The following is an 18,795-nucleotide window of genomic DNA, read 5'->3' on the forward strand; positions in this document are numbered from 1 at the left end:
ATCCATGGACGCGACTGATGTTTCCCCACGACCAGACCAACGACCATCCAAGCCGAAAGTCACATGATCAACGACTTCTGTTAGGACCTCTAAGACCGTGTCCTACGTGGTGAGGCGGACGAGTCGCTTGTAGCAGCACAGGGCGGCGGCAAGTCCGAGAAAGGCCAGGTAGTTGCGGGGATTGCGCTCGTAGCGGGGGCTGAGTCTGCGGTAGCCGGACAGCCACGACATCGTGCGCTCGATCACCCACCTCCGGCGTCCTAAACGTTCGCTGGATTCAATGCCATTGCGGGCGATGCGCACTGAACTCCTCAACAACCTCTGAGCTGAGCACTGAACCGGCTCTCGGTAAACGCGCCCGAGAAGGTGTGCCGTCCACGACCTTCGGTGGGACCAACTGGGTGGCTGTGTGGGCCGTCGCGGCGGGCGCACTCGCCCTGGTCATGTCCGAGTTCCTCGCGATCGGCCTGCTGCCCGACGTGGCGAAGAGCCTTGATGTGTCGGAGAGGACGGCAGGGCTCATGGTGACCGCCCCGGGCCTGATGGCCGCACTCTCCGCGCCTGTGCTGACCGTGGCCGCGGCCCGGGTGGACAGAAGAGTCATCCTGCTGTCACTGAGCGTCCTGCTCGTGGCGTCCAACCTGCTGGCAGCACTGGCCCCGGCCTTCTCCGTGCTGATGGTCGCGCGTCTGCTGCTGGGCCTGGCCGTCCGAGGGTTCTGGACGATCGGCGTCAGCGTCGCCCCCCGGCTGGTTCCCGCACAGGTCGTTCCCCGGGCTGCTTCGGTGATCACGTCGGGTATTACCCTGGCGACCGTGGCCAGCCTTCCGCTGTGTTCCCTGGCCGGTGACCTACTGGGGTGGCGCGCGGGATTCCTGATCATCGCCGGTCTTGCTCTGTCCACCCTCGTCCTGCAGTTCTTCGCCCTTCCGCGGATGCCGGCGCAGCACGCTGTCACGTTCGGGTCGCTGCTGACTCTCTTCAAGATGCCCCGGGCCCGGGGCGGCGTGATCGCCTCGGTTCTGGTCTTCTTCGGCCACTTCGCGGGATACACCTACCTGTCACCCACGCTGCACGACCTCGCCCACATCGACAGCACCTGGACGACGCCTGTCCTGTTGCTGTTCGGAGTCACGGGGATCGTGGGGAACTTCGCCGCGGGCACGACGGCGGCCCGCAGCATCATGGGGCCAGCAGGCCGGTCGGGGCTGCTGGGACCCAGGTTCTCCCCCTCTCTGCCGGTCCTGACGGTGCGCCAGACTCGGGTGGTGAGCCGACCGCAGCGGACTGGGGTGGGTCCGGCGCGAACCAGGCGTTCCAGCAGAAGCTGAACGCGCAGTTCACGAGGGTCTGGTGGCGGCGGATCGCGGTATCGGAGCGGACCTGGAAGTCGGCCCGGCCGAGTTCGTCCCTGACCTGCTTGTAGCTCTGCTCGACCCAGTGCCGCAGCCCGTAGAGCCGTACCACCTCGGTGAGATCGGCGGCCCGGTGCCGGCTGCGCTGCTCGCGGGGTGATCCGGGCCGGGGCAAGTTGGTGGCCAGGTACCAGGTGGACGTCTCGGGCAGGGTGGCCGGGTCGGTAGTGGCCACCACGAGCCGGATCACGCCCTCCGGTCCCCACCAGCCCAGCTGGGCGTCGGCGGCCCACCAGGTCGCAGTGCGTCCGTCACGGAAGTTGCGGGTCACCAGCTGCCAGTCGCCGCTCTGTTCGGGGCCGTGCCAGGCCAGTCCGCGGGCGGCATCGACGGGCCGGAAGGCGTCCTTGTACTGCCAGGTGCCGTGGCCGCGTTCGAGGGCCATCACGAACGGCAGGGCCGAGCACTTCCTCGCCTTCGCGAGCATCGCCTGCACCCTCATCTGCTACCGCAGACTCACCAATTGAGATCGATGAGACTGAGCTCCGGCCTAGGAATTCACGGCAGGGACGGCGCCGCTCCGCTGGCCGCCGGCGTCACGCGGGGTCAGTCTTCGGCTTCGGCCACTGGCTTCTGCCATGGCCACCGCCCGGTGATCTCGAGCTCGAGAGAAAAGCTGAGGAAGGTGCGGATGCCCACGATGACGGCCAGCACTCCGACGCTTGCGTACGTCGGTGCGACGGCTACTGTACGGATGATATCGCCGGCTACGAGGAACTCCAGCCCCAGCAGGATCGACCGCCCGACGCGACGGCGATAGCCGCGGTACACACCCGCCTGTCGGCGACTGAGCCGGATAACCGCGAGAACGGTCGCCAAGAGCGCTCCCGTGACTATGACGGCTACGCCAGCGGCGTCAACGGCTCGACCGACCAACTCCACGATGTGTTGGAACTCCAAAGCATGCCCTCTCGCGCCCACCCGAATCCGCTCGTTTGTGGTCGGCAACCTCTGTTGCTACCGACACGTCGTTCCGAGCACCGGCTGTTGTCGGGCAGGCATGTTTCCACGGCACTCCCCGGCAGTAGACCGGCGACCGTCGACGACGCCTGTTGAAGACGTAACTATCGGACGACGCGAGCACTATTTCGGCTGCGAGCTCCTCAGTGCATTCGATCGAGTACTTCGTCAGTCGACAGTAGTGCATGGGCGAAGAAACGGTAGTTGATGATCGCCGCCTGATAGCCGTCGCCCCAGACCGGGTGTCGGGGTCCGGCTGTTGCATCCCTGACCACGGCGACCTCAAATCCCTCCTCGATGAGGTGGCGCATATGGGACTCGACGCACATGTTCGCCAGCATCCCGCCAAGAATAATCCTTTGTATTCCCCGCTTGCGCAGTTGCAGTACCAAGTCGTTGGTTTCCGGACCGAATACCTTGTGCGGGCTGGCGACCACCGTTCTGCCGTCTTCGATATAGGGCTTGAAGCGGTCCAGCCAGTCTGCCCCGGAATTTCGGAACCCGGTCAGATCAAGCTGTCCCGACCGTGCGAACGTGTGGGTCTCGAGCTCGCTTTTCTCGAGCGGCCCGTTCATTTTCCATCCGTTGTCGGTCGGGTAGAAGTAATGGGGCGAGATGAAGACCTCATATCCGTCCGCCTTGGCCGCCTCGAAGATTCTCTCCATGTTCTCGACGGTCCTGTTCTCTGTGACGCTCGCTCCCACCGCGTCCCAGTTCGCTCCGCCCTCGCTCAGCACGTCGTTCTGTGGGTCAATGAACACAACCGCCGTGTCGGTCTTCATGATTTCCATCTGACGCTCCTCACGCAATAACAAACCACTGGTGTAGTAACTATTCGGAACACCGGACGTCCTTCCGAAGCACATTCCGGTCCGGTGGCGCGAGTTCTCTTCCCTGAGCCGGTGCGGATTGTTCCGACACCAAGCGACATCACTCGAGTGCCGTGCTCACCTTCGGGGTGTGTGCCCTGAGGAGGCGCTGTCCCGGTCATCCGGCCCTCCATTCCACTGTGCCCCATCGCGGGGTGTTCTGCATCGGTGAATTGCTGCACGGTCACGTCCGCTGGAGTGGTGTATCGACGGCCACTCGGTGATCTCGTTTTGAGGCTATGCGGTGGGTTCGGTGGGCAGGGTGGTCTCTCGGTTTCTGACTCGATCGGGTGGAGTCGGGTTTCGGCCAGCAGGTCGAGTCCCATGTAGCGGCGGACTTCGGTCCACTCGTCGTTCTGCTCGGCCAGGACGGCGCCGACGAGACGGATCAGGGCGGTGCTGTCGGGGAAGATGCCGACGACGTCGGTGCGGCGGCGGATCTCCTTGTTGAGTCGTTCCTGCGGGTTGTTGGACCAGATCTGCCGCCAGATCTCGCGCGGGAACGCGGTGAAGGCCAGCACGTCGTGCTGGGCGGCATCGAGGTGGTCCGCGGCCTTGGGGAACTTGGCTTCCATGGCGTCCAGCACGTGCTTCATCTGGGCCTTCACGGCGTTGGCGTCGGGCTGTTCGAAGACCGTCCGCAGGAACGTGGCCACCCACGGCTGAGCCGATTTCGGGACCTGGGAGAGCAGGTTCCTCGCGTAATGAAGCTGTAAAGAATTAACCTGTCGGCGTGTTGGTTTCTTCATGCGCGGCGGCGAGGAGATCGGGGGCGGCGCGGTAGCGGGTCGTGGCCGGGGGGAGTCCGCTTTCCGCAAGCAGGGGCCGGATCTCGCGGACGACGTTCCCGATCGAGGACCTGCTCACGTCCCCCAGCGCGTCGGCGAGGACGTCCAGGCTGCACAGTTTCCGCAGGTAGAGGATAGCGACGACGACGCGTTCTGTGTCGCCGAGCTTCTGCGGGAAGACGCCGCCGCGGCTGCCTGGCCGGCGATCAGCGCCCCGGCGCTGGTAGGAGGCCCGTTCGACCTGGCGTGGGGCGAGGCGGCAGGTGAGTGCATCCAGGTCCGCGCGGGACATACCGATAAGCCGTGGATGGGACAGGCTCTCCAAGATCCGGGGCCGCGGTGGGGTCTCGGCGGTGTCGAGGAAGGACATCAGCGCGTCCGCCGTGGTGAACCGGCTGGGGGCGTATCCGGGCTGGTGGCCGTGGTCCTTCAGGACCGGGCGGGTCTCGGCGACGAGGTGGCCGATGCAGGTGGGGGTCACCTCCAGCATGTCGCCCAGCAGCTTCATCGAGCACACCTGCCGCTGGTAGAGGAGGGTGAGTATCACCCGGGCCGTGTCGTCGAACAGCGGCTTGGCCCGCTGATTGCCGGTGGCGCGCCGGGCTCGTCCGCCGCGCTGTTCGCTGTAGCGTTCCTGGGCCCGGGCGGCCTGCAGCGGGGCCAACTCGGCGCAGAGGGCCGCGAGTTCCGTACTGCTCAGCCCCGTCAGGCGTGGGTCCGCGAGACGGGTGAGAAGTTCGCGGCGGCGGTCGGCGACGCCGTGTGCCTCGCCGGCGGGCGACACCTGTGGCGCGGAGGGTTCGGGCAGCAGGGTGTAGTTCCACTGGCCGTGAACCTCGTGCCGGACCAGAGGCAGCGCGGCGAATCGGTCCTTGCTGATCGCGATGCCGGTGGGTAGTCACCGGGATCCAGGTGGGCCTCGACGCGCAGCGGTCAGGACTGTGATGGTGCCTTCTGGGCCAAGGCCCCTATCGGGACACGCTCCGCCGGCCCGGTGCCGGTACGCGCCGCTCCGACCGGGCCGACAGATCAAACACAAGGCACCAGAAGCAAGCCAGAGTACGAGTCAGGCCACGGCCGGAACGACACGACCATCATGCTCACAGCCGGAGTACTTCGGGCGGTTCGCCGTCCCGGTGCGGCGCTGGGTGGGGATCAGGGTGCCGTCGATCAGGACGACCTCGCCGCCCCGCCGGGCGATCTTCTTCAGGGCGCGGTCCAGCCGTGAGGCCTTGGCGGCCGGCAAGGTGATCAGCTCGTCGCGCCGGCGCCGGATGGTGGTGGCAGAGACGTCGTTGCCGCCGGCCACGTCGGCCAGGCGCTGATCGTGGCGCAGCACGGCCAGGACGATCACCGCGATCTTCCCGGCGGCATGATCCGCCACCTGGACCGGATCACTTTCAGGCGACGTCGCAGCAGATCGGCGAGGTGGTTGACGGTGTGCGAGGACAGCGGCAGACGGCACTGGTAGACAAGCGGGCAGGTGTCCTCGGCGTGCTTTTTGGTTTTCGTCACACAATTCCAACGGCCGCCGGGGGCACCCCGGTTACACTCGCGCCGCGCTGCTGCAGGCTCAGGTCACAGACGGGTGGTGAACCGGCTGTCGGGTAGTTTGCGTAGCCAGCCGCGATCGACGAGTCTGACCAGCTTCCCCCGCAGTGGCTCCAGCTTGGCCCGCACGCTGACGTCGATTCCCAGCGCGTCGCCGACCTGCCGGGACTTGACCGGACCGGCGGCCTGCCGCACGGCGGCGAGGATGCGCAGGTAGTCCGGCGGAAGGGTGGTCTCCTCCACGCCTGAGGTGCGGTGCGGGATCAGCATCACCGCGCGTCCGCCCACCTGCCCGGCGCCGGCGCGACAGAGGCGCACTCGTCGGCGAGCTGTTCGCTCATCCTCAAGGACCCGCTCCGCGACGGTGAGCTCGTCCCGCTCGGCCTGCACCTCCGACAGATGCTTGGCCGGCTTTTCTTCGAGTTCGTCCACCTCCGCGCGCCGCGCGGTGATCCGTTCCAGCAGCTCGGGGTCCGAGCATGCACCGGATCCTGGAAGGGCACCCGGTCACGGTGAGTGCGAACCGACAAGCCGGTCCTGGGGCGAGAGATGGCGCAACCGTCTTTGGCGTGACTGGTTGCCAGGCTGTTCACCGGCTTGAGCACCGATGGGGATCTTGGTGATGTCAGGGCGTAGCGGGGAGGCTAGCGAGGTGCCGCGAGTACGTCCCGGAGTACGTCCGCGAGTGTGACGCGGGCCAGCTCGTGTCTCAGGGTCTCCTCGATGCCCTCGTAGATGTTCTGCATCGCCGGCTGGATGCCGTGACCCACCACGCATCCCTGGTCCGGGGTGGTGCGGTGCATTGCGAACAGCGGGCCGTGTTCCACTGCCTCGTACACGTCGAGCAGGGTCATCGACTCAAGCTCGCGTGCCAGCGACCAGCCCGCGCCCACGCCCCGCCGGGACTCCGCGAGCCCGGCCCTGCGCAGCTCGCCGAGCAGCCGCCTGATCACCACGGGGTTGGTGTTCGCGCTGGTCGCGATCTGCTCGGAGGTGGCGACCTCATGGCCCTGGCGCTGGTAGAGACCGATCCAGGCCAGCGCGTGGGCGGCGATGGTCAGCCTGCTGTTGGCACTCACGAACCCCTCCTCTCGGCCGCAACGCTTCATGTTACGACAGCGCAGTCGTAACAGTAAATGTTGCAACGGTCTGTCGTAACAATTATCGTTGCGACTGCCGCAAGGGTCAATCAACGAGGAGAGAAGCATGAGCAAGCCACTCACGGGCAAGGTCGCCCTGGTCACCGGGGGGTCGCGCGGACTGGGAGCCGCGACCGTGCGACTGCTGGCCGAGCAGGGCGCCGACGTCGCCTTCACCTACGTCAGCTCCGAGAAGCAGGCGCGGGCCGTAGTCGACGAGGTGCACGGCAAGGGAGCCAAGGCCGTCGCCTTCCAGTCCGACCAGGCGGACACGAGCGGGGCGGTGGCGCTGATCGACGACGTGGTCGCACACTTCGGCGGCCTGGACATCCTCGTCAACAACGCGGCGATCTCGGTGGAGCAGGGCCGCACGGTGGACGACCCGGACGCCGACACCGCCGCACTGGACCGGATGCACGCCACCAACTACCTCGGCGTGATCGCCGTCATCCGGGCCGCCTCCCGAGTGCTGCGCACGGGCGGCCGCATCATCACGGTGAGTTCCGGACTGGGCTCCCGGGTCGGCGCCCCCGGCCTTGCCGACTACTCGGCAACCAAGTCCGGGATCGAGAGGTACACCATGGGCGTCGCACGCGACCTCGGGCCCCGGAACATCACGGCCAACGTCGTGGAGGCCGGACTGATGGAGGGCGGCATGGAGGGGCCGGCGCCCGAGACCCTCAAGGCCCTGGTCAGCTCGCTGTCCCTGCAACGCATGGGGCACCCCGACGAAATCGCCGCGGCGATCGCCTTCCTGGCGAGCCCCGCCGCGTCGTACGTCACGGGCGCGGTGCTGGACGCCCACGGCGGCTACAACGCCTGAACCGGAACCCCTGCCGCGCGCCCCGAAGGACATCGCGCCTTCGGGGCGCACACCGCCGACGACCCGCGCGTGCGTGGACGGCTCCCACGTGCGCGCGAAAGAGGGGGGAGCCGCTACCGGTCCGTCGCCGGTCGACCGGCGGAAGACGGGCAGCAAGCACCAGCTGATCTACGACGGCAAGACCACCACGGTGCACGTCATCACGACCGAGCACCCAGTCCCTCGACCTCGTCGACGGCATCCCGCCCGTCGCCGGACGACCCGGCCGGCCTTGGCGGCAGCCGGAGTGCCTCCTGGGCGACAAGGCGTACGACTCGAAGGCTGTGCGCGGTGAGTTGCGACGCCGCTGCATCCAGGCGGTGATCTCCCGCAAGTGCTCCCTGAACATCAAGGCCTGGGAAAGCTCCGCTACGTCGTCGAGCAGACCGTCGCCCTGCTCCACCAGCTCAAACGCCTCGCGGTCCGTATGGAAACGACCGAACTCCACGACGCCTTCCTCTCGTTGGCTTGCAGCCTCATCTGCTGGACACGCCTCAAGAAGACCGGATCGTGAACGCGTTATGAGCTCTGAGAGCGGCTCCTGATGAACGATCTTCTCCGTGGAGTGCCGCCCACGACCAGGGTGAGTCCCCCGGGTACGGGTCACACCAGCCCTTCGACCTGCCCCTTCAAGTTGGCGGAGGCCCAATGCACCTTCAGGTGGCAGGCGACAAGATCGTCAAGCTGCATCTATATGAGGGCACCCTCGCGGTAGCCGAGGCATACGCCGAGTGAGCGGCCTCGGCCGTACGGGGATGAGCGCGGGGGCGTGCGCCTGGGCGCGCGTGAATTCGGTACGGCGGATAGCGTGAAGGCGCGCGGCGATCAGCGACCGCCCGGCCCACCGTATGCCTTCCCCAGGTAGCGCCTCGACTTACCGACCAATCGAGTTGACGGCGCCGATGGCCTCATGCGAGCTGACGCCCACGTTCTCCGGACGAGTCAGACCGCACGGGGCTGCGGCACTTCACGTCGATTCGATCGAGAGGGGCATGCGATGCCTTTCATCACCACCAGGGACAATACCGAGATCTTCTACAAGGACTGGGGTACCGGACAGCCCGTGGTCTTCAGCCATGGCTGGCCGCTGAACGCCGACGCCTGGGACCCCCAGACCCAATTGATGGCCGCCAACGGATTCCGCGCCATCGCCCACGACCGCCGCGGCCACGGGCGCTCCGGGCAGACCTGGAACGGCAACGACCTGGACACCTACGCCGACGACCTGGCGCAGCTGATCGAAGCCCTCGACCTGCGTGATGTCATTCTTGTCGGGCACTCCACCGGGGGTGGCGAGGTTACGCGCTATGTAGGCCGCCACGGCAGCGACCGGGTCGCCAAAGCGGTCCTGCTCAGCGCGATTCCGCCGCTGATGCTCAAGACAGATTCCAACCCCGAGGGGCTGCCGCGGGAGGTGTTCGACGAGATCCGCAAGGGCGTGGCGACCGACCGTTCGCAGTACTACCAGGACCTGAGTGTCCCCTTCTTCGGCGCGAAACGCGAGGGTCCCCCAGGTGTCCCAGGGCACCCGTGACGCGTTCTGGCTGTGGTCGCTGCAGGTGGGGATCAAGGGTTCCTACGACTGCATCAAGGCATTCTCGGAGACCGATCTGACCGAGGACCTGCAACGCTTCGACTTCCCTACGCTCATCGCGCACGGTGACGACGACCAGATCGTGCCCATCGTCGCGGCCGGTGAGAAGTCCTCGAAGATCGTCAAGGACAACACGTTCAAGGTGTACCCCGGGGCCCCGCACGGCCTGTCAATGGTCGCTCCGTTCAAGGACGTCTTCGACGCCGACTTGCTGGCCTTCGCCCGCGGCTGAACGTACGAGACCCCGGGCGCCAGCCGGGCCCCGGATGACACCGTGAGCACAGGCCCACCGCGGGTGTCGTATGCGGTGCCGGACGGCGGCCGAGGTCCCGTTCAGGGGCGCGGTGGAATCCCGTTCTGACGCCCGGTAGCCCCACGATTGCCGCTGTTTCGACGGACATTGACACCAAGCTCCGATACAGGGGGGAAGTCGGCGGTAGCCGTCGAGCCACCGATGCTGCACGCGGCAGCCGGCACAGCGCGCCGGGTGGGATCTGGGCGCTCAGCAGCGGCCGCCCAGATGACCAGGAATCGCAGATCGGCAAGGAATCCCGCGGCGCCGCGGAGAAGTGCGTTCCCAATGATTGGGTGCGGTCCGCGGCTCTCACGGAATCCAGCACAGTGCTGGGCGGCCAACTCAACCTCGCGGTAGGAAGCCGGACAGGAACGGCCATACGCCATTGCGGTATTCCTGGCTGACGTCCGGGATGTCGGGCTACCGCCAGGCGATCCCGCAGAGACCACGACTCGCGACACTCCTGTGACACTCTGCTGTGCTTGTGTTCCGTAATGTGTTGGGACCCGTGATTCAGCGAGCCGCACATGATTCCGCGATCCCATTTATAGGTTCTACCGCGTTGCCCTCCCTGCAGGCCAGGTCTAGCGTGAGGAAGGTGGCAACCGGCGCCATCTGCCGCGAGGCACCACGCCGCCGAGGGAAAATGGGTTCCCGAGCCTCCACGGCGACCGTCCTGACCTTGGCCGTGTCCAGCCGGGTTTCATACGGGCGGATTTGACGCCTTCCGCGCCCATGGGCGCCCGGAGGTCGATGTGCTTCCCACGCGACACAAGACTGCAACCATCAAGGGCCAAGAAGTCTTCTACCGCGAGGCCGGCCCCAGCGGCGCACCGGTCGTGCTGCTTCTGCACGGATTCCCGAGCAGCTCGCACATGTTCCGCCATCTCGCCCCCGCGCTGGCCGATGACTATCACGTGATCGCCACCGACCACATCGGATACGGCCACTCCGCCATGCCCAAGGTGGACGCATTCGACTACACCTTCGACAACCTCGCCGGCATCACCGCCGGACTGCTCAACCACCTAGGCATGAACCGCTTCGCCATGTATGTGCACGACTACGGAGCACCGATCGGCTGGCGCCTTGCGCTCGACCCTTCCTTCGACGTCAGCGCGATCATCTCGCAGAGCGGCAACGCCTACATGGAAGGATTCGCCAAGCCCTTCTGGGACGACCTGTTCGCGTACGCCACCAACCCCGGCCGCGACACGGAACCGGGCGCACGGTCCAAATTCAGCCCGAGTACGACCCGTTGGCAGTACGAGAACGGCGCCCCCGACACCAGCCTGGTCAGCCCCGACACCTGGACCCTCGACCAACTCCTGCTGGAACGGCCGGGCAACGACGAGATCCAGCTGGCGCTGTTCCGCGACTACCCGAAGAACATCGAAGGGTACCCGAAGCTGCAGGAGTACTTCCGTACCAGCCAGGTGCCCCTGCTCGCGGTATGGGGCCAGGGGGACGAGATCTTCGGGCCGGACGGCGCGCGGGCGTTCTCCCGTGACCTGCCGGAGGCGGAAGTCCACCTGCTGCCCGCCGGACACTTCGCCCTGGAGACGCACCTGGACGCCATCAGCGGATACATCCACGGATTCCTCGGACGCGTCCTGACCTGAATCGTGTCGAGGCCCGCACGCCTCCCGCCGATCTCCGGCCGAATGTGATGCGCACATGGCGGATGGTATGTGTGGATCACGGCCGGGTTCAGGCGGCCGATGCCGGGCTGGCCGTCGCAGGTTCTTTCGGCGTGAGGCAGTGCTTGGTGCCCGGGGACACCGGCGGATGCCGACAACGGGCTGCCCCGCACGCCACGGCGGCCAGACGGCGGCCAGGGGTCAGAAGCTGATACCACGGGCTTCCCAGTCGGAACGGGGTGGGAGGCGCCACAAGAGAGGTGGCGTGGTGGCCACGTTGACAGCAGTGAATATCGGAATGCCGAAAGACGTCCCCTGGCACGGAAAGACCGTGCACACCGGCGTCTACAAGCAGACCGTTACCGGACCTCGGATGGTGCGGCGGCTGAACATCGACGGGGACGGCCAGGGAGATCTGGGCGGCCACGGCGGTGAGCAGCGGGCGGTGCTGGTCTACCAGACCGACTCTTACCGCTTCTGGGCGAATGAGCTGGGCCGCGACGACCTCACCCCCGGGCAGTTCGGTGAGAACTTCACCGTGGATGGGTTGCCCGACGATGAGGTCTGCATCGGGGACCGCTACCGCATCGGGGACGCCCTGTTCGAGGTCACTCAACCCCGGGTGACCTGCTACCGGGTGGGCCTGCGCATGGGTGAGCCACAGATGGCCGCACTGCTCGTGGCCCACCACCGCCCCGGCTTCTACCTACGCGTCATCGAGGAAGGCGAGGTCGAGGCCGGGCAAAAGATCGTCAAGGTCTCCACCGGCCCGGAGGCGATGACCGTCGAAGAGATCGACCGGGTGCTCTACCTGCCCGGACACACCCGTGAACAGGTCGAACGGGCCCTGCGGATCCCCGCGCTCAGCCCCGGCTGGCAGGGTTCCATGCGGACCCTGCTGGACCAGGCCGACGGCGAGGGTGATGCTTCCTCGGGCAGCGCCGGACTGAACACCGCGGCCACCGCACCGCCGCCTGCCTGGCCGGGCTTCCGCCCGCTGACCGTCACGCATATCCAGTCCGAGAGCCGCAGCGTGTTCTCCCTGCACCTGGCCGCCGCAGACGGCTCGGCGCTGCCGGCCGCGCTGCCGGGCCAGTTCCTCACCGTCAAAGTCCAGCCCGCGGGCAGTATGACACCCCTGATCCGCAGCTACTCCCTGTCCGGCGAGCCAGGCACCGGCGCGTACCGGATCAGCGTGAAGCTCGAACCGCACGGCGCCGCCAGTAACGAGCTGCGGGACCACATCCGGGTCGGGGACCAACTGGAGGCCGCCGCGCCCCGCGGCACCTTCTGCCTGACCGGCGGCGACAACCCGGTGGTGCTGCTGTCGGCCGGGGTCGGCGTCACCCCCGTCCTGGCCATGCTGCACACCCTCGCGCATGACCGCTCCACCCGCCAGGTGTGGTGGCTGCACGGAGCCCGTGACGGCAGCGAGCACCCCTTCGCCCAGGAGAGTCGCGACCTGATCGCCACCCTCCCCAAAGCCCGGTCGACCGTCTACTACAGCAGGCCCGCCGCCGACGACCACCTTGGCGTGGACTACACGGAAGCAGGCCGCCTCTCGGCCGAGCCCGTCCGCCGGCTCGGCCTACCCACCGACGCCGACGCGTACCTGTGCGGCCCCACCGCATTCATGGACAGCCTCACCTCCACGCTCGTGGACTGCGGTCTCGACGCCTCCCGCGTCCACACTGAGATCTTCGGCGCGGGCCCCGCCATCACCCCCGGGATCAAGGGCTCGGCAACCGGGCCCGCGCCCCACCAGCCCGCGGGCCCGCCCGGCACAGGACCCGAGGTCTCCTTCGCCCGCAGCGGACTCACCGTCCCCTGGAACGACGCCCAGGAGTCCCTGCTCGAACTCGCCGAAGCCTGCGACGTCCCCGTCCAATGGTCCTGCCGCACCGGGGTCTGCCACACCTGCGAACTCGCCCTCATGTCCGGCACCGTCAACTACTCACCCGACCCCATCGAACCCCCCGCCGAGGGCAACATCCTCATCTGCTGCTCCAAACCCGCAGGAGGGGTTGTACTGGACCTATGAGACGACGGCCCCGCCGCGCCTGGGCCAGCGCTTCGGGCGGCTGACGTCCGTTTCGTGATCATATGAGCCCGAGGAGTGCGAGGGATCGGCGTGAGTGGCGGGCGTTGCGTCGCAGAGCTGCAGCGATGCTGGTGCTGCCGGTGAGGCGGAGGGCTCCGACGGCGAGGTTGCGCCAGGCGGCCATGGCGCGGGGCGCGTTGCCGGACCACAGTTGGAAGGCGTCCTCGGCGAACGTCGTATCCCTGATGTGGTGCAGGACCTCGACTTTCCAGTGATCTCGGACGAGCGCCGCGAGTTGGGCGGGGGTGGCCTGCTCGGCGGTCAGGCAGGTGACGGCATAGACGGTCTTGATGGTGGTCTTGATGGTGGTCTTGCCCGTCTTGCGGTTCACCCGACAGCGCTTCATCTGGAGCGCTTGGCGGGCGCCGGGGAAAGCAAGTTGTTGATGGTGACTACCTTGATCCGCCGGCTTTCGGCGCGTTCGTGCCCCATGCCCTTGGTGCGGCTTTGCAGTGGGATCTCGCCCAGGGAAGGGACTTGAGCTCCATGCGCAGCCTCTTCTGGTTGCCCTTCGCGATCACGATGTAGTGGGCTTCGCGGTCCAGTAGGTACGCAGCGTGCTCGCGCTGGGTGTACATGGCGTCGCTGGTGACGACCACGCCGGCGAGGTCGGTGACAGTGTCCGGCAGAGGCTGGAAGCACGTGATCTCGTTCGTCTCCTCCTGCACCTCCAGCCGGGCCGGGACCAGGCCGGTGGTGTGGTCCAATGCCGCGAGTAACGAGGTGCAGCGGGCCTCCGCTCCCCACGCGGGGACCACAGGGAATGGGAGCGGTGGGTCGGTCGGGTCTGCCGGGCAGGGTGATACCGCCATTGTTCGCGTCGACGCCGAAGATCGCCCCGCGTAGGTCGCTACTTCAGAAGCCATTTGATGTAGGTGAAATGCCCTCTCACAGGCTCGGCATCAGGTCGGTCAGCGAAAACGCCGTCGCGTGTTCCCGAGGACGCGAGAGGTGCAGTGAGGTGTGGAAGTAGCCGCAGGCTTCCTTCCCCCCAGGGTCCTCACCGGCGGCGGTCACCGCGGCGATCGCGTGTTGCCGTTCATCCGCGTCTGTGAAGCGTCGTTGCGCAAACGTGTGCGTGGTGGTGCTCTCGGTGACCAGGCCATGCGACGTCAGGTACGCGGCGATGGACGCGTACGAGCAGGTACGCAGCACGAACGCGGCCACCCACACCGGGCCCTGGACATGGGCCAGGACCGCTTGGAACGTACGTGGGGACAGGAACGTCGCCCCACCTGTGATGGTAATCAGCCTGGCGTTCAGCAGGGCGCGGCACAGGGCCGAGGAGGGAGCCGCGGTTTCCAAGTTCTCTGCGAACCCGTCTTCCAGCAGACCGACGGCACGTGCATAGGAGATGGCGTTCGCGGCGATGTCGATTCCGATCACCCGGACCGCGTCATGGCGCCGCCGCGCCGCGTAGTAGTCGCGATCCCACTCGATCAGGTCGGCTGTGGTGAGCGCGGTGGCCTGCGGCGATGTGTAGTGGTCATACAGGTCATCCAGCGTCACATGGTGGTTGAGCAGGGCTGCGTTGATGCCGTATGAGCAGCAGATGTCCAGCACCCTGGCCGGTTCTGCTGCGGACGCAGTCTGTTCGCACGCCGCAAGTGCCCGCCGGAAGATGTTTTGGCCATGGTGGGGCGTCTGGTATTCCAGCGAACCCAGCACGCGGAAGTAGGCCCGGGGATCCGGCTGATCGTAGATGTGGTCGAAGAGTGTCATACCTTCCGGGGCATGCGCCCCGGGGTTCCGCAAGTTGCTGGCGGCAGGTACTCCTGTGCTGATCTTCCGCTCACCGGTCATCCCAGTCGCTCCCCTTACACAGGTCGGGCACATTGCCCGCCAGAGTCAACGACCACAGGGCGGGATGGGAACAAAGCCGGAAAAGAACCAGCCACGCACCGACACAGGTGAAGATCGCCAACTGCATCCGCAGCTCCGGTCAGACCACATTTCAGGGAGTGTCGACCGCCCTTGCCCGGGAGCACCCAGAATTGCTGTCCGTTCTCGTGAACATCGACGCGGGCGTGACCGGGGTGCTCCCCAAAGAGCTGAACATCTGCTGTCGAAACTCGGTTCTGGCACAGATCTTGGGGTGCGAACGCCGTCGGGTCCGGCGCCGACGTGCGAGGTCTACTGCGCGGGGCAACGGACGGCCAGAACCCCCGATTCGGCCACCGCTACGACAGCGAGGGAATGGCCCACGGTGGCGGACCACCGAACGGGCCACGCCCCCGCACGCTGCTGCGGAAGCCCATCGCTGAGCCGCGTGGCGGTCGTGTCTCGTGGTGTAGTCACTGGCCCAGGGCAGCGGAGTGAAAAATCCGGGCCCCGTGAATGAGGTGGGGCCGCTCGCGGCTAGAGCTTTGGACAACGGTCGTTGCGTGTGTTGTCGCGACAGCCCGATCGGATTGGACCAGCCGCGCGGCTGACGGTGGCCTCCACGCCGTGCCGATGTCGCCATGCCGTGATCTTGGAGGTCCCCGTGTCGCCAGCCGACCCTGCCATCGATCGACTACTGGAGGCCGCGCGCCATGCGCCCGCCGGCCTGATTGCTCGGCTCGTGGAAAGCGAGGACTTTCGCGAGACGCGACTTGGGCAGGCAATCCGGGACGTTCAGGGAGCCCAATCGCACCCGGACGCGGCTGATGCGGGGACTGTCATCGACCCGGTGACCCACGACCCTGGTTGGTGAAGCGCCCACACACTCCGGCACAAGGGCGGATTTTCGCGCTGCTGTAGTTGGTGAAGGACCTGAAGGGACCGCCTGTGGGCGAGAAGATCGGCTCGGCCAGGGTGCTCGTGACCGACCTGGACGGCACGCTGCTGGGAGGCGATGGACACGATCGGCGGCGTCTGCGCGACGTCCTGAACCGGCACCCGGACATCACAGTGGTCTTCGCGACCGGACGCAGTCTTGCTTCCGTAAAGGTGCTCCTGCGAGACGATCCCCTGGTCCCGTCCCCGCGCTGGATCATCGCCGACGTCGGGGCCAGCGTCATCGACGCCATCCGGATGGTCCACCTCGAAGACATACAGCGGAAGCTGCGCGCCGGATGGCCGGGCGCCCACCGGGTTCGAGCGGCGTTGCAGCAGTTCCCGCAGCTCGTGTACCAGGAAGGCGTACCCCAGGAGGGACGCTGCTCCTTCTATCTGAACCCCGAAGGTCTCTCGGACAACCTCAAGGCCACGGTGAAAGCGCTGGGATGCTCCTGGTCGTACGCCTCGGGCCGGTACTTTGACGTCCTGCCGGCCAGGGCGAGCAAGGGACGTGCATTGCGGCTGCTCGGCCGCAGGCTGGGGTGGCCCCGGCAGGCGATGCTCGTGGCCGGGGACTCCCTCAACGACCTCTCACTGTTCTCCCAGGGCACGCACGCGGTCGTGGTCGCCAATGCGGAGCCCGCTCTGGCTGTCGGCGTCCCACCTCGCCAGCAGATCCACCACTCCGCCCTGGACGGAGCTGCCGCCGTCCTGGAGGGGATGGAACGCCTCGGCTGGCTGGTCCGCCGATCGGTGGTCGTCGGCTATCACCGCCCACCCGTGCGCTGGCTCGACGGCGGCTGGCGGCCGCCGTCCAGTCCCAACGGCATCCTGCCGACGTTGCAGGCCGCTCTCACCGACGAGCGCCTGGACGCTGTGTGGGCAGCCGCCTACATCGGCGAGGCACCGCCGCCCGCCGAGCCCATAACGGCCGTCGACGGCTTGCCGCTGTCCCTGCTGCCGCTGCGTGCTGAACGGTGGGCGGGTTACTTTCACCGCGTCTGCAAGGAGACGCTCTGGCCGGCCTTGATGTCCCACCCCAGCCTCATCCAGGACCGGCCGGCCCACTGGGCCGACTATGAGGAGGTCAACGCCGCATTCGCCCGCCATATCGGCTCCCTCGCCGCGCAGGGGGGCACGGTCTGGTTGCACGACTACAACCTGTGGCTCGTACCGGCCGTCCTCAGGGCCCAGCGGCCCGACCTGGCCATCGGGCTGTTCCACCACACGCCGTTCCCCCAACCGGACGTCTTCAGCCGCATTCCTGCAGCCGGGCAGCTGCTCGACTCGCTTGCATGCCTGGACTGGGCCGGCTTCCACACCGCCGACTGCGCCGACAACTTCCGTCGGCTCCTGGCCGGCACCGCAGGGCCCACGCCGCGCGTCGGCGTGCACCCCCTCGGCATCGACCGCCATGCCGTCACAGACCTCGCCAGGACGCGCCCGCAGCCGCAGCAAGGGAAGGACGGCAGCCAGCTGGTGCTGTCCGTGGAACGACTCGACTACGCCAAGGCGCCCGTCCACAAGATCCGCGCACTGGACGCCCTCCTGGCCAGCTCGCCCCGGCTACGGGGACACGTGCGCTACCGCCTGGTCTGCCCACCGCCGGAGGTCGGCATCCGCGCCTACGACTCCACCCGCTCGGAACTTGAGAACGCAATCAACCGAATCAACCACCGTTGGGGCACGCACGGGTGGGAGCCCGTCGACTACATCCCCCGCAATCTGGACTTCCCCGAGGTCATCGACCACTACCTGGCAGCCGACGTGTTCTGGGTGACCTCACTCGCCGACGGGATGAACCTCACAGCCCAGGAATACATCACCGCCTGCCACGCCATCAACCGTCCCGGTGTTCTGATCCTGTCCCGTCACGCGGGAGTCGCGCAGCACCTGGGAACCGCGGCCCTGCTGACCGATCCACTGCGGCCACAGGACCTGGTCGACACCCTGCGCGCCGCACTGGCCATGACGGCGCACGAACGCGCCGCACACATCACACGCCTGGAGGCCCTGCTCAACACCCCGCCCCCAGCCGAGTGGGCCCACACAGTCATCGCCGCCATCCGTGGCGCCAGGGCATCGCTGCATAGATCGAGACATGGATCAGCACTGCGACGAGTGAACGATCACGCCTCTTATTAGTTGACGGTGCGGGTTACGTCGGGTCGTGAAGGCGGTTGTCGGCGGCGGTATGCCGGGAGGATGAGGTATCCCGACGGCGATGGGTTGACGGCCGGGGAGCGGGCTCGGCGTGAGCAGGTCCGGCTCGAAGCCGCTGACCTGATCGAGGCCGGGGCCAGTGACCGGGAGGTGGCCGGGCGGTTCAGGGTGACCCGGATGTCGGCGAACCGGTGGCGGCGGGCGTTGCCTTCGGGTGGTCGGGCAGCCCTGGCCTCCAAGGGTCCCGGCGGGGCCCGCTGCAGGCTCGATACGGGACCACTCCGTGTGCTGGAGACGGTGTTGGACGCCGGCCCTGCCGCTTTCGGCTGGTCCGACCAGTGCTGGACGCTGGCGAGGATCGCCGAGATCGTGCGCCGCCGCTGCGGCGTCGAGTACACCCACGCCATGACGCCGCAGTCGATCCAACTTGTCATGCTCAGCAACATAACCGGCGCCACTGACACAGCAGCCCCCAGAGTCGCCAATCAACGCCAAGGCCCACCGGCCGCCCCCCGCGCCGGCGGAACGCAGTGCTCCGTCGCTGGCTCACGCGGCCACTCGATCTGGGCCGGCACCGCTGGAAGATCGAGCGGTCGATCGGCTGGCTCTACGGTTACCGTCCGCTCACCGTCCGATACGAACGCAAGGGCAGCCACTT

General features: G+C 67.2%; 13 protein-coding genes and 7 pseudogenes. 8 read left to right on the forward strand and 12 right to left on the reverse strand.

Annotation, left to right across the window (positions count from 1 at the left end):
• Window positions 1-102: 102 nt before the first annotated feature.
• Window positions 103-312, reverse strand: a pseudogene (locus ACWGJB_RS48880) (transposase); the annotation flags it as partial.
• 131 nt (window positions 313-443) lie between these two features.
• Between ACWGJB_RS48880 and ACWGJB_RS48885 the strand changes: the two are divergent.
• Window positions 444-1,130: pseudogene (locus ACWGJB_RS48885) on the forward strand (MFS transporter); the annotation flags it as partial.
• Between the two features lie 55 nt (window positions 1,131-1,185).
• On the opposite strand, the pseudogene ACWGJB_RS48890 reads toward ACWGJB_RS48885, so the two are convergent.
• The 8 genes and pseudogenes from ACWGJB_RS48890 to ACWGJB_RS48925 form a co-directional block, all read right to left on the reverse strand.
• Window positions 1,186-1,818: pseudogene (locus ACWGJB_RS48890) on the reverse strand (IS701 family transposase); the annotation flags it as partial.
• A 143-nt stretch (window positions 1,819-1,961) separates the two neighbouring features.
• Complete coding sequence (locus ACWGJB_RS48895) at window positions 1,962-2,363, reverse strand: DUF1622 domain-containing protein (RefSeq protein WP_453386487.1); 402 nt, start codon at window positions 2,361-2,363, stop codon at window positions 1,962-1,964.
• 155 nt (window positions 2,364-2,518) lie between these two features.
• Window positions 2,519-3,166: a cysteine hydrolase gene (locus tag ACWGJB_RS48900; protein ID WP_453386488.1), complete on the reverse strand. Its 648-nt coding sequence runs from the start codon at window positions 3,164-3,166 to the stop codon at window positions 2,519-2,521.
• A 347-nt stretch (window positions 3,167-3,513) separates the two neighbouring features.
• Window positions 3,514-3,951: pseudogene (locus ACWGJB_RS48905) on the reverse strand (transposase); the annotation flags it as partial.
• 13 nt (window positions 3,952-3,964) lie between these two features.
• A pseudogene (locus ACWGJB_RS48910) lies at window positions 3,965-4,962 on the reverse strand (ISAzo13-like element transposase-related protein); the annotation flags it as partial.
• A 136-nt stretch (window positions 4,963-5,098) separates the two neighbouring features.
• On the reverse strand, window positions 5,099-5,416 hold the full coding sequence (locus ACWGJB_RS48915; RefSeq protein ID WP_453386489.1) for a hypothetical protein: 318 nt from the start codon (window positions 5,414-5,416) through the stop codon (window positions 5,099-5,101).
• A 194-nt stretch (window positions 5,417-5,610) separates the two neighbouring features.
• Window positions 5,611-6,015, reverse strand: coding sequence for a hypothetical protein (locus tag ACWGJB_RS48920; RefSeq protein WP_453386490.1), 405 nt, complete (start codon window positions 6,013-6,015; stop codon window positions 5,611-5,613).
• A gap of 212 nt (window positions 6,016-6,227) precedes the next feature.
• Entirely contained in the window at window positions 6,228-6,662 is a 435-nt protein-coding gene (locus ACWGJB_RS48925) for an Rrf2 family transcriptional regulator (protein ID WP_453386491.1), read from the reverse strand.
• A 127-nt stretch (window positions 6,663-6,789) separates the two neighbouring features.
• Here ACWGJB_RS48925 and ACWGJB_RS48930 point away from each other — a divergent pair, with 127 nt between their 5' ends.
• From ACWGJB_RS48930 to ACWGJB_RS48950, 5 genes and pseudogenes are all read left to right on the forward strand, one after another.
• Window positions 6,790-7,545: an SDR family NAD(P)-dependent oxidoreductase gene (locus ACWGJB_RS48930; RefSeq protein WP_453386492.1), complete on the forward strand. Its 756-nt coding sequence runs from the start codon at window positions 6,790-6,792 to the stop codon at window positions 7,543-7,545.
• A 373-nt stretch (window positions 7,546-7,918) separates the two neighbouring features.
• On the forward strand, window positions 7,919-8,098 hold the full coding sequence (locus ACWGJB_RS48935) for a hypothetical protein (RefSeq protein ID WP_453386493.1): 180 nt from the start codon (window positions 7,919-7,921) through the stop codon (window positions 8,096-8,098).
• Window positions 8,099-8,581: 483 nt separating this feature from the next.
• A pseudogene (locus ACWGJB_RS48940) lies at window positions 8,582-9,410 on the forward strand (alpha/beta fold hydrolase).
• Between the two features lie 818 nt (window positions 9,411-10,228).
• On the forward strand, window positions 10,229-11,095 hold the full coding sequence (locus tag ACWGJB_RS48945) for an alpha/beta fold hydrolase (protein ID WP_453386494.1): 867 nt from the start codon (window positions 10,229-10,231) through the stop codon (window positions 11,093-11,095).
• A 316-nt stretch (window positions 11,096-11,411) separates the two neighbouring features.
• Entirely contained in the window at window positions 11,412-13,154 is a 1,743-nt protein-coding gene (locus ACWGJB_RS48950; protein WP_453386495.1) for an MOSC domain-containing protein, read from the forward strand.
• Window positions 13,155-13,212: 58 nt separating this feature from the next.
• Here the strand turns inward: ACWGJB_RS48950 and ACWGJB_RS48955 are convergent, their stop codons facing one another.
• The 3 genes from ACWGJB_RS48955 to ACWGJB_RS48965 form a co-directional block, all read right to left on the reverse strand.
• Window positions 13,213-13,545, reverse strand: a complete 333-nt coding sequence (locus tag ACWGJB_RS48955) for a hypothetical protein (protein WP_453386496.1) — start codon at window positions 13,543-13,545, stop codon at window positions 13,213-13,215.
• A gap of 61 nt (window positions 13,546-13,606) precedes the next feature.
• Window positions 13,607-13,921: a transposase gene (locus ACWGJB_RS48960; RefSeq protein ID WP_453386497.1), complete on the reverse strand. Its 315-nt coding sequence runs from the start codon at window positions 13,919-13,921 to the stop codon at window positions 13,607-13,609.
• Window positions 13,922-14,102: 181 nt separating this feature from the next.
• Window positions 14,103-14,936: a hypothetical protein gene (locus ACWGJB_RS48965; protein WP_453386498.1), complete on the reverse strand. Its 834-nt coding sequence runs from the start codon at window positions 14,934-14,936 to the stop codon at window positions 14,103-14,105.
• A gap of 1,047 nt (window positions 14,937-15,983) precedes the next feature.
• Between ACWGJB_RS48965 and ACWGJB_RS48970 the strand changes: the two genes are divergently transcribed.
• Entirely contained in the window at window positions 15,984-18,119 is a 2,136-nt protein-coding gene (locus ACWGJB_RS48970) for a trehalose-6-phosphate synthase (protein WP_453386499.1), read from the forward strand.
• A gap of 60 nt (window positions 18,120-18,179) precedes the next feature.
• Window positions 18,180-18,542: pseudogene (locus ACWGJB_RS48975) on the forward strand (helix-turn-helix domain-containing protein); the annotation flags it as partial.
• Window positions 18,543-18,795 lie beyond the last annotated feature (253 nt).

The organism is Streptomyces sp. NPDC054813 (genome assembly GCF_053611365.1).

Excerpts from the sequence above, each read along its gene's own strand:
- ACWGJB_RS48950 (WP_453386495.1), top strand. The coding sequence starts at position 11,412 with ATGCCGAAAGACGTCCCCTGGCACGGAAAGACCGTGCACACCGGCGTC.
- ACWGJB_RS48930 (WP_453386492.1), top strand. The coding sequence starts at position 6,790 with ATGAGCAAGCCACTCACGGGCAAGGTCGCCCTGGTCACCGGGGGGTCG.
- ACWGJB_RS48900 (WP_453386488.1), bottom strand. The coding sequence starts at position 3,166 with ATGGAAATCATGAAGACCGACACGGCGGTTGTGTTCATTGACCCACAG.
- ACWGJB_RS48965 (WP_453386498.1), bottom strand. The coding sequence starts at position 14,936 with ATGACACTCTTCGACCACATCTACGATCAGCCGGATCCCCGGGCCTAC.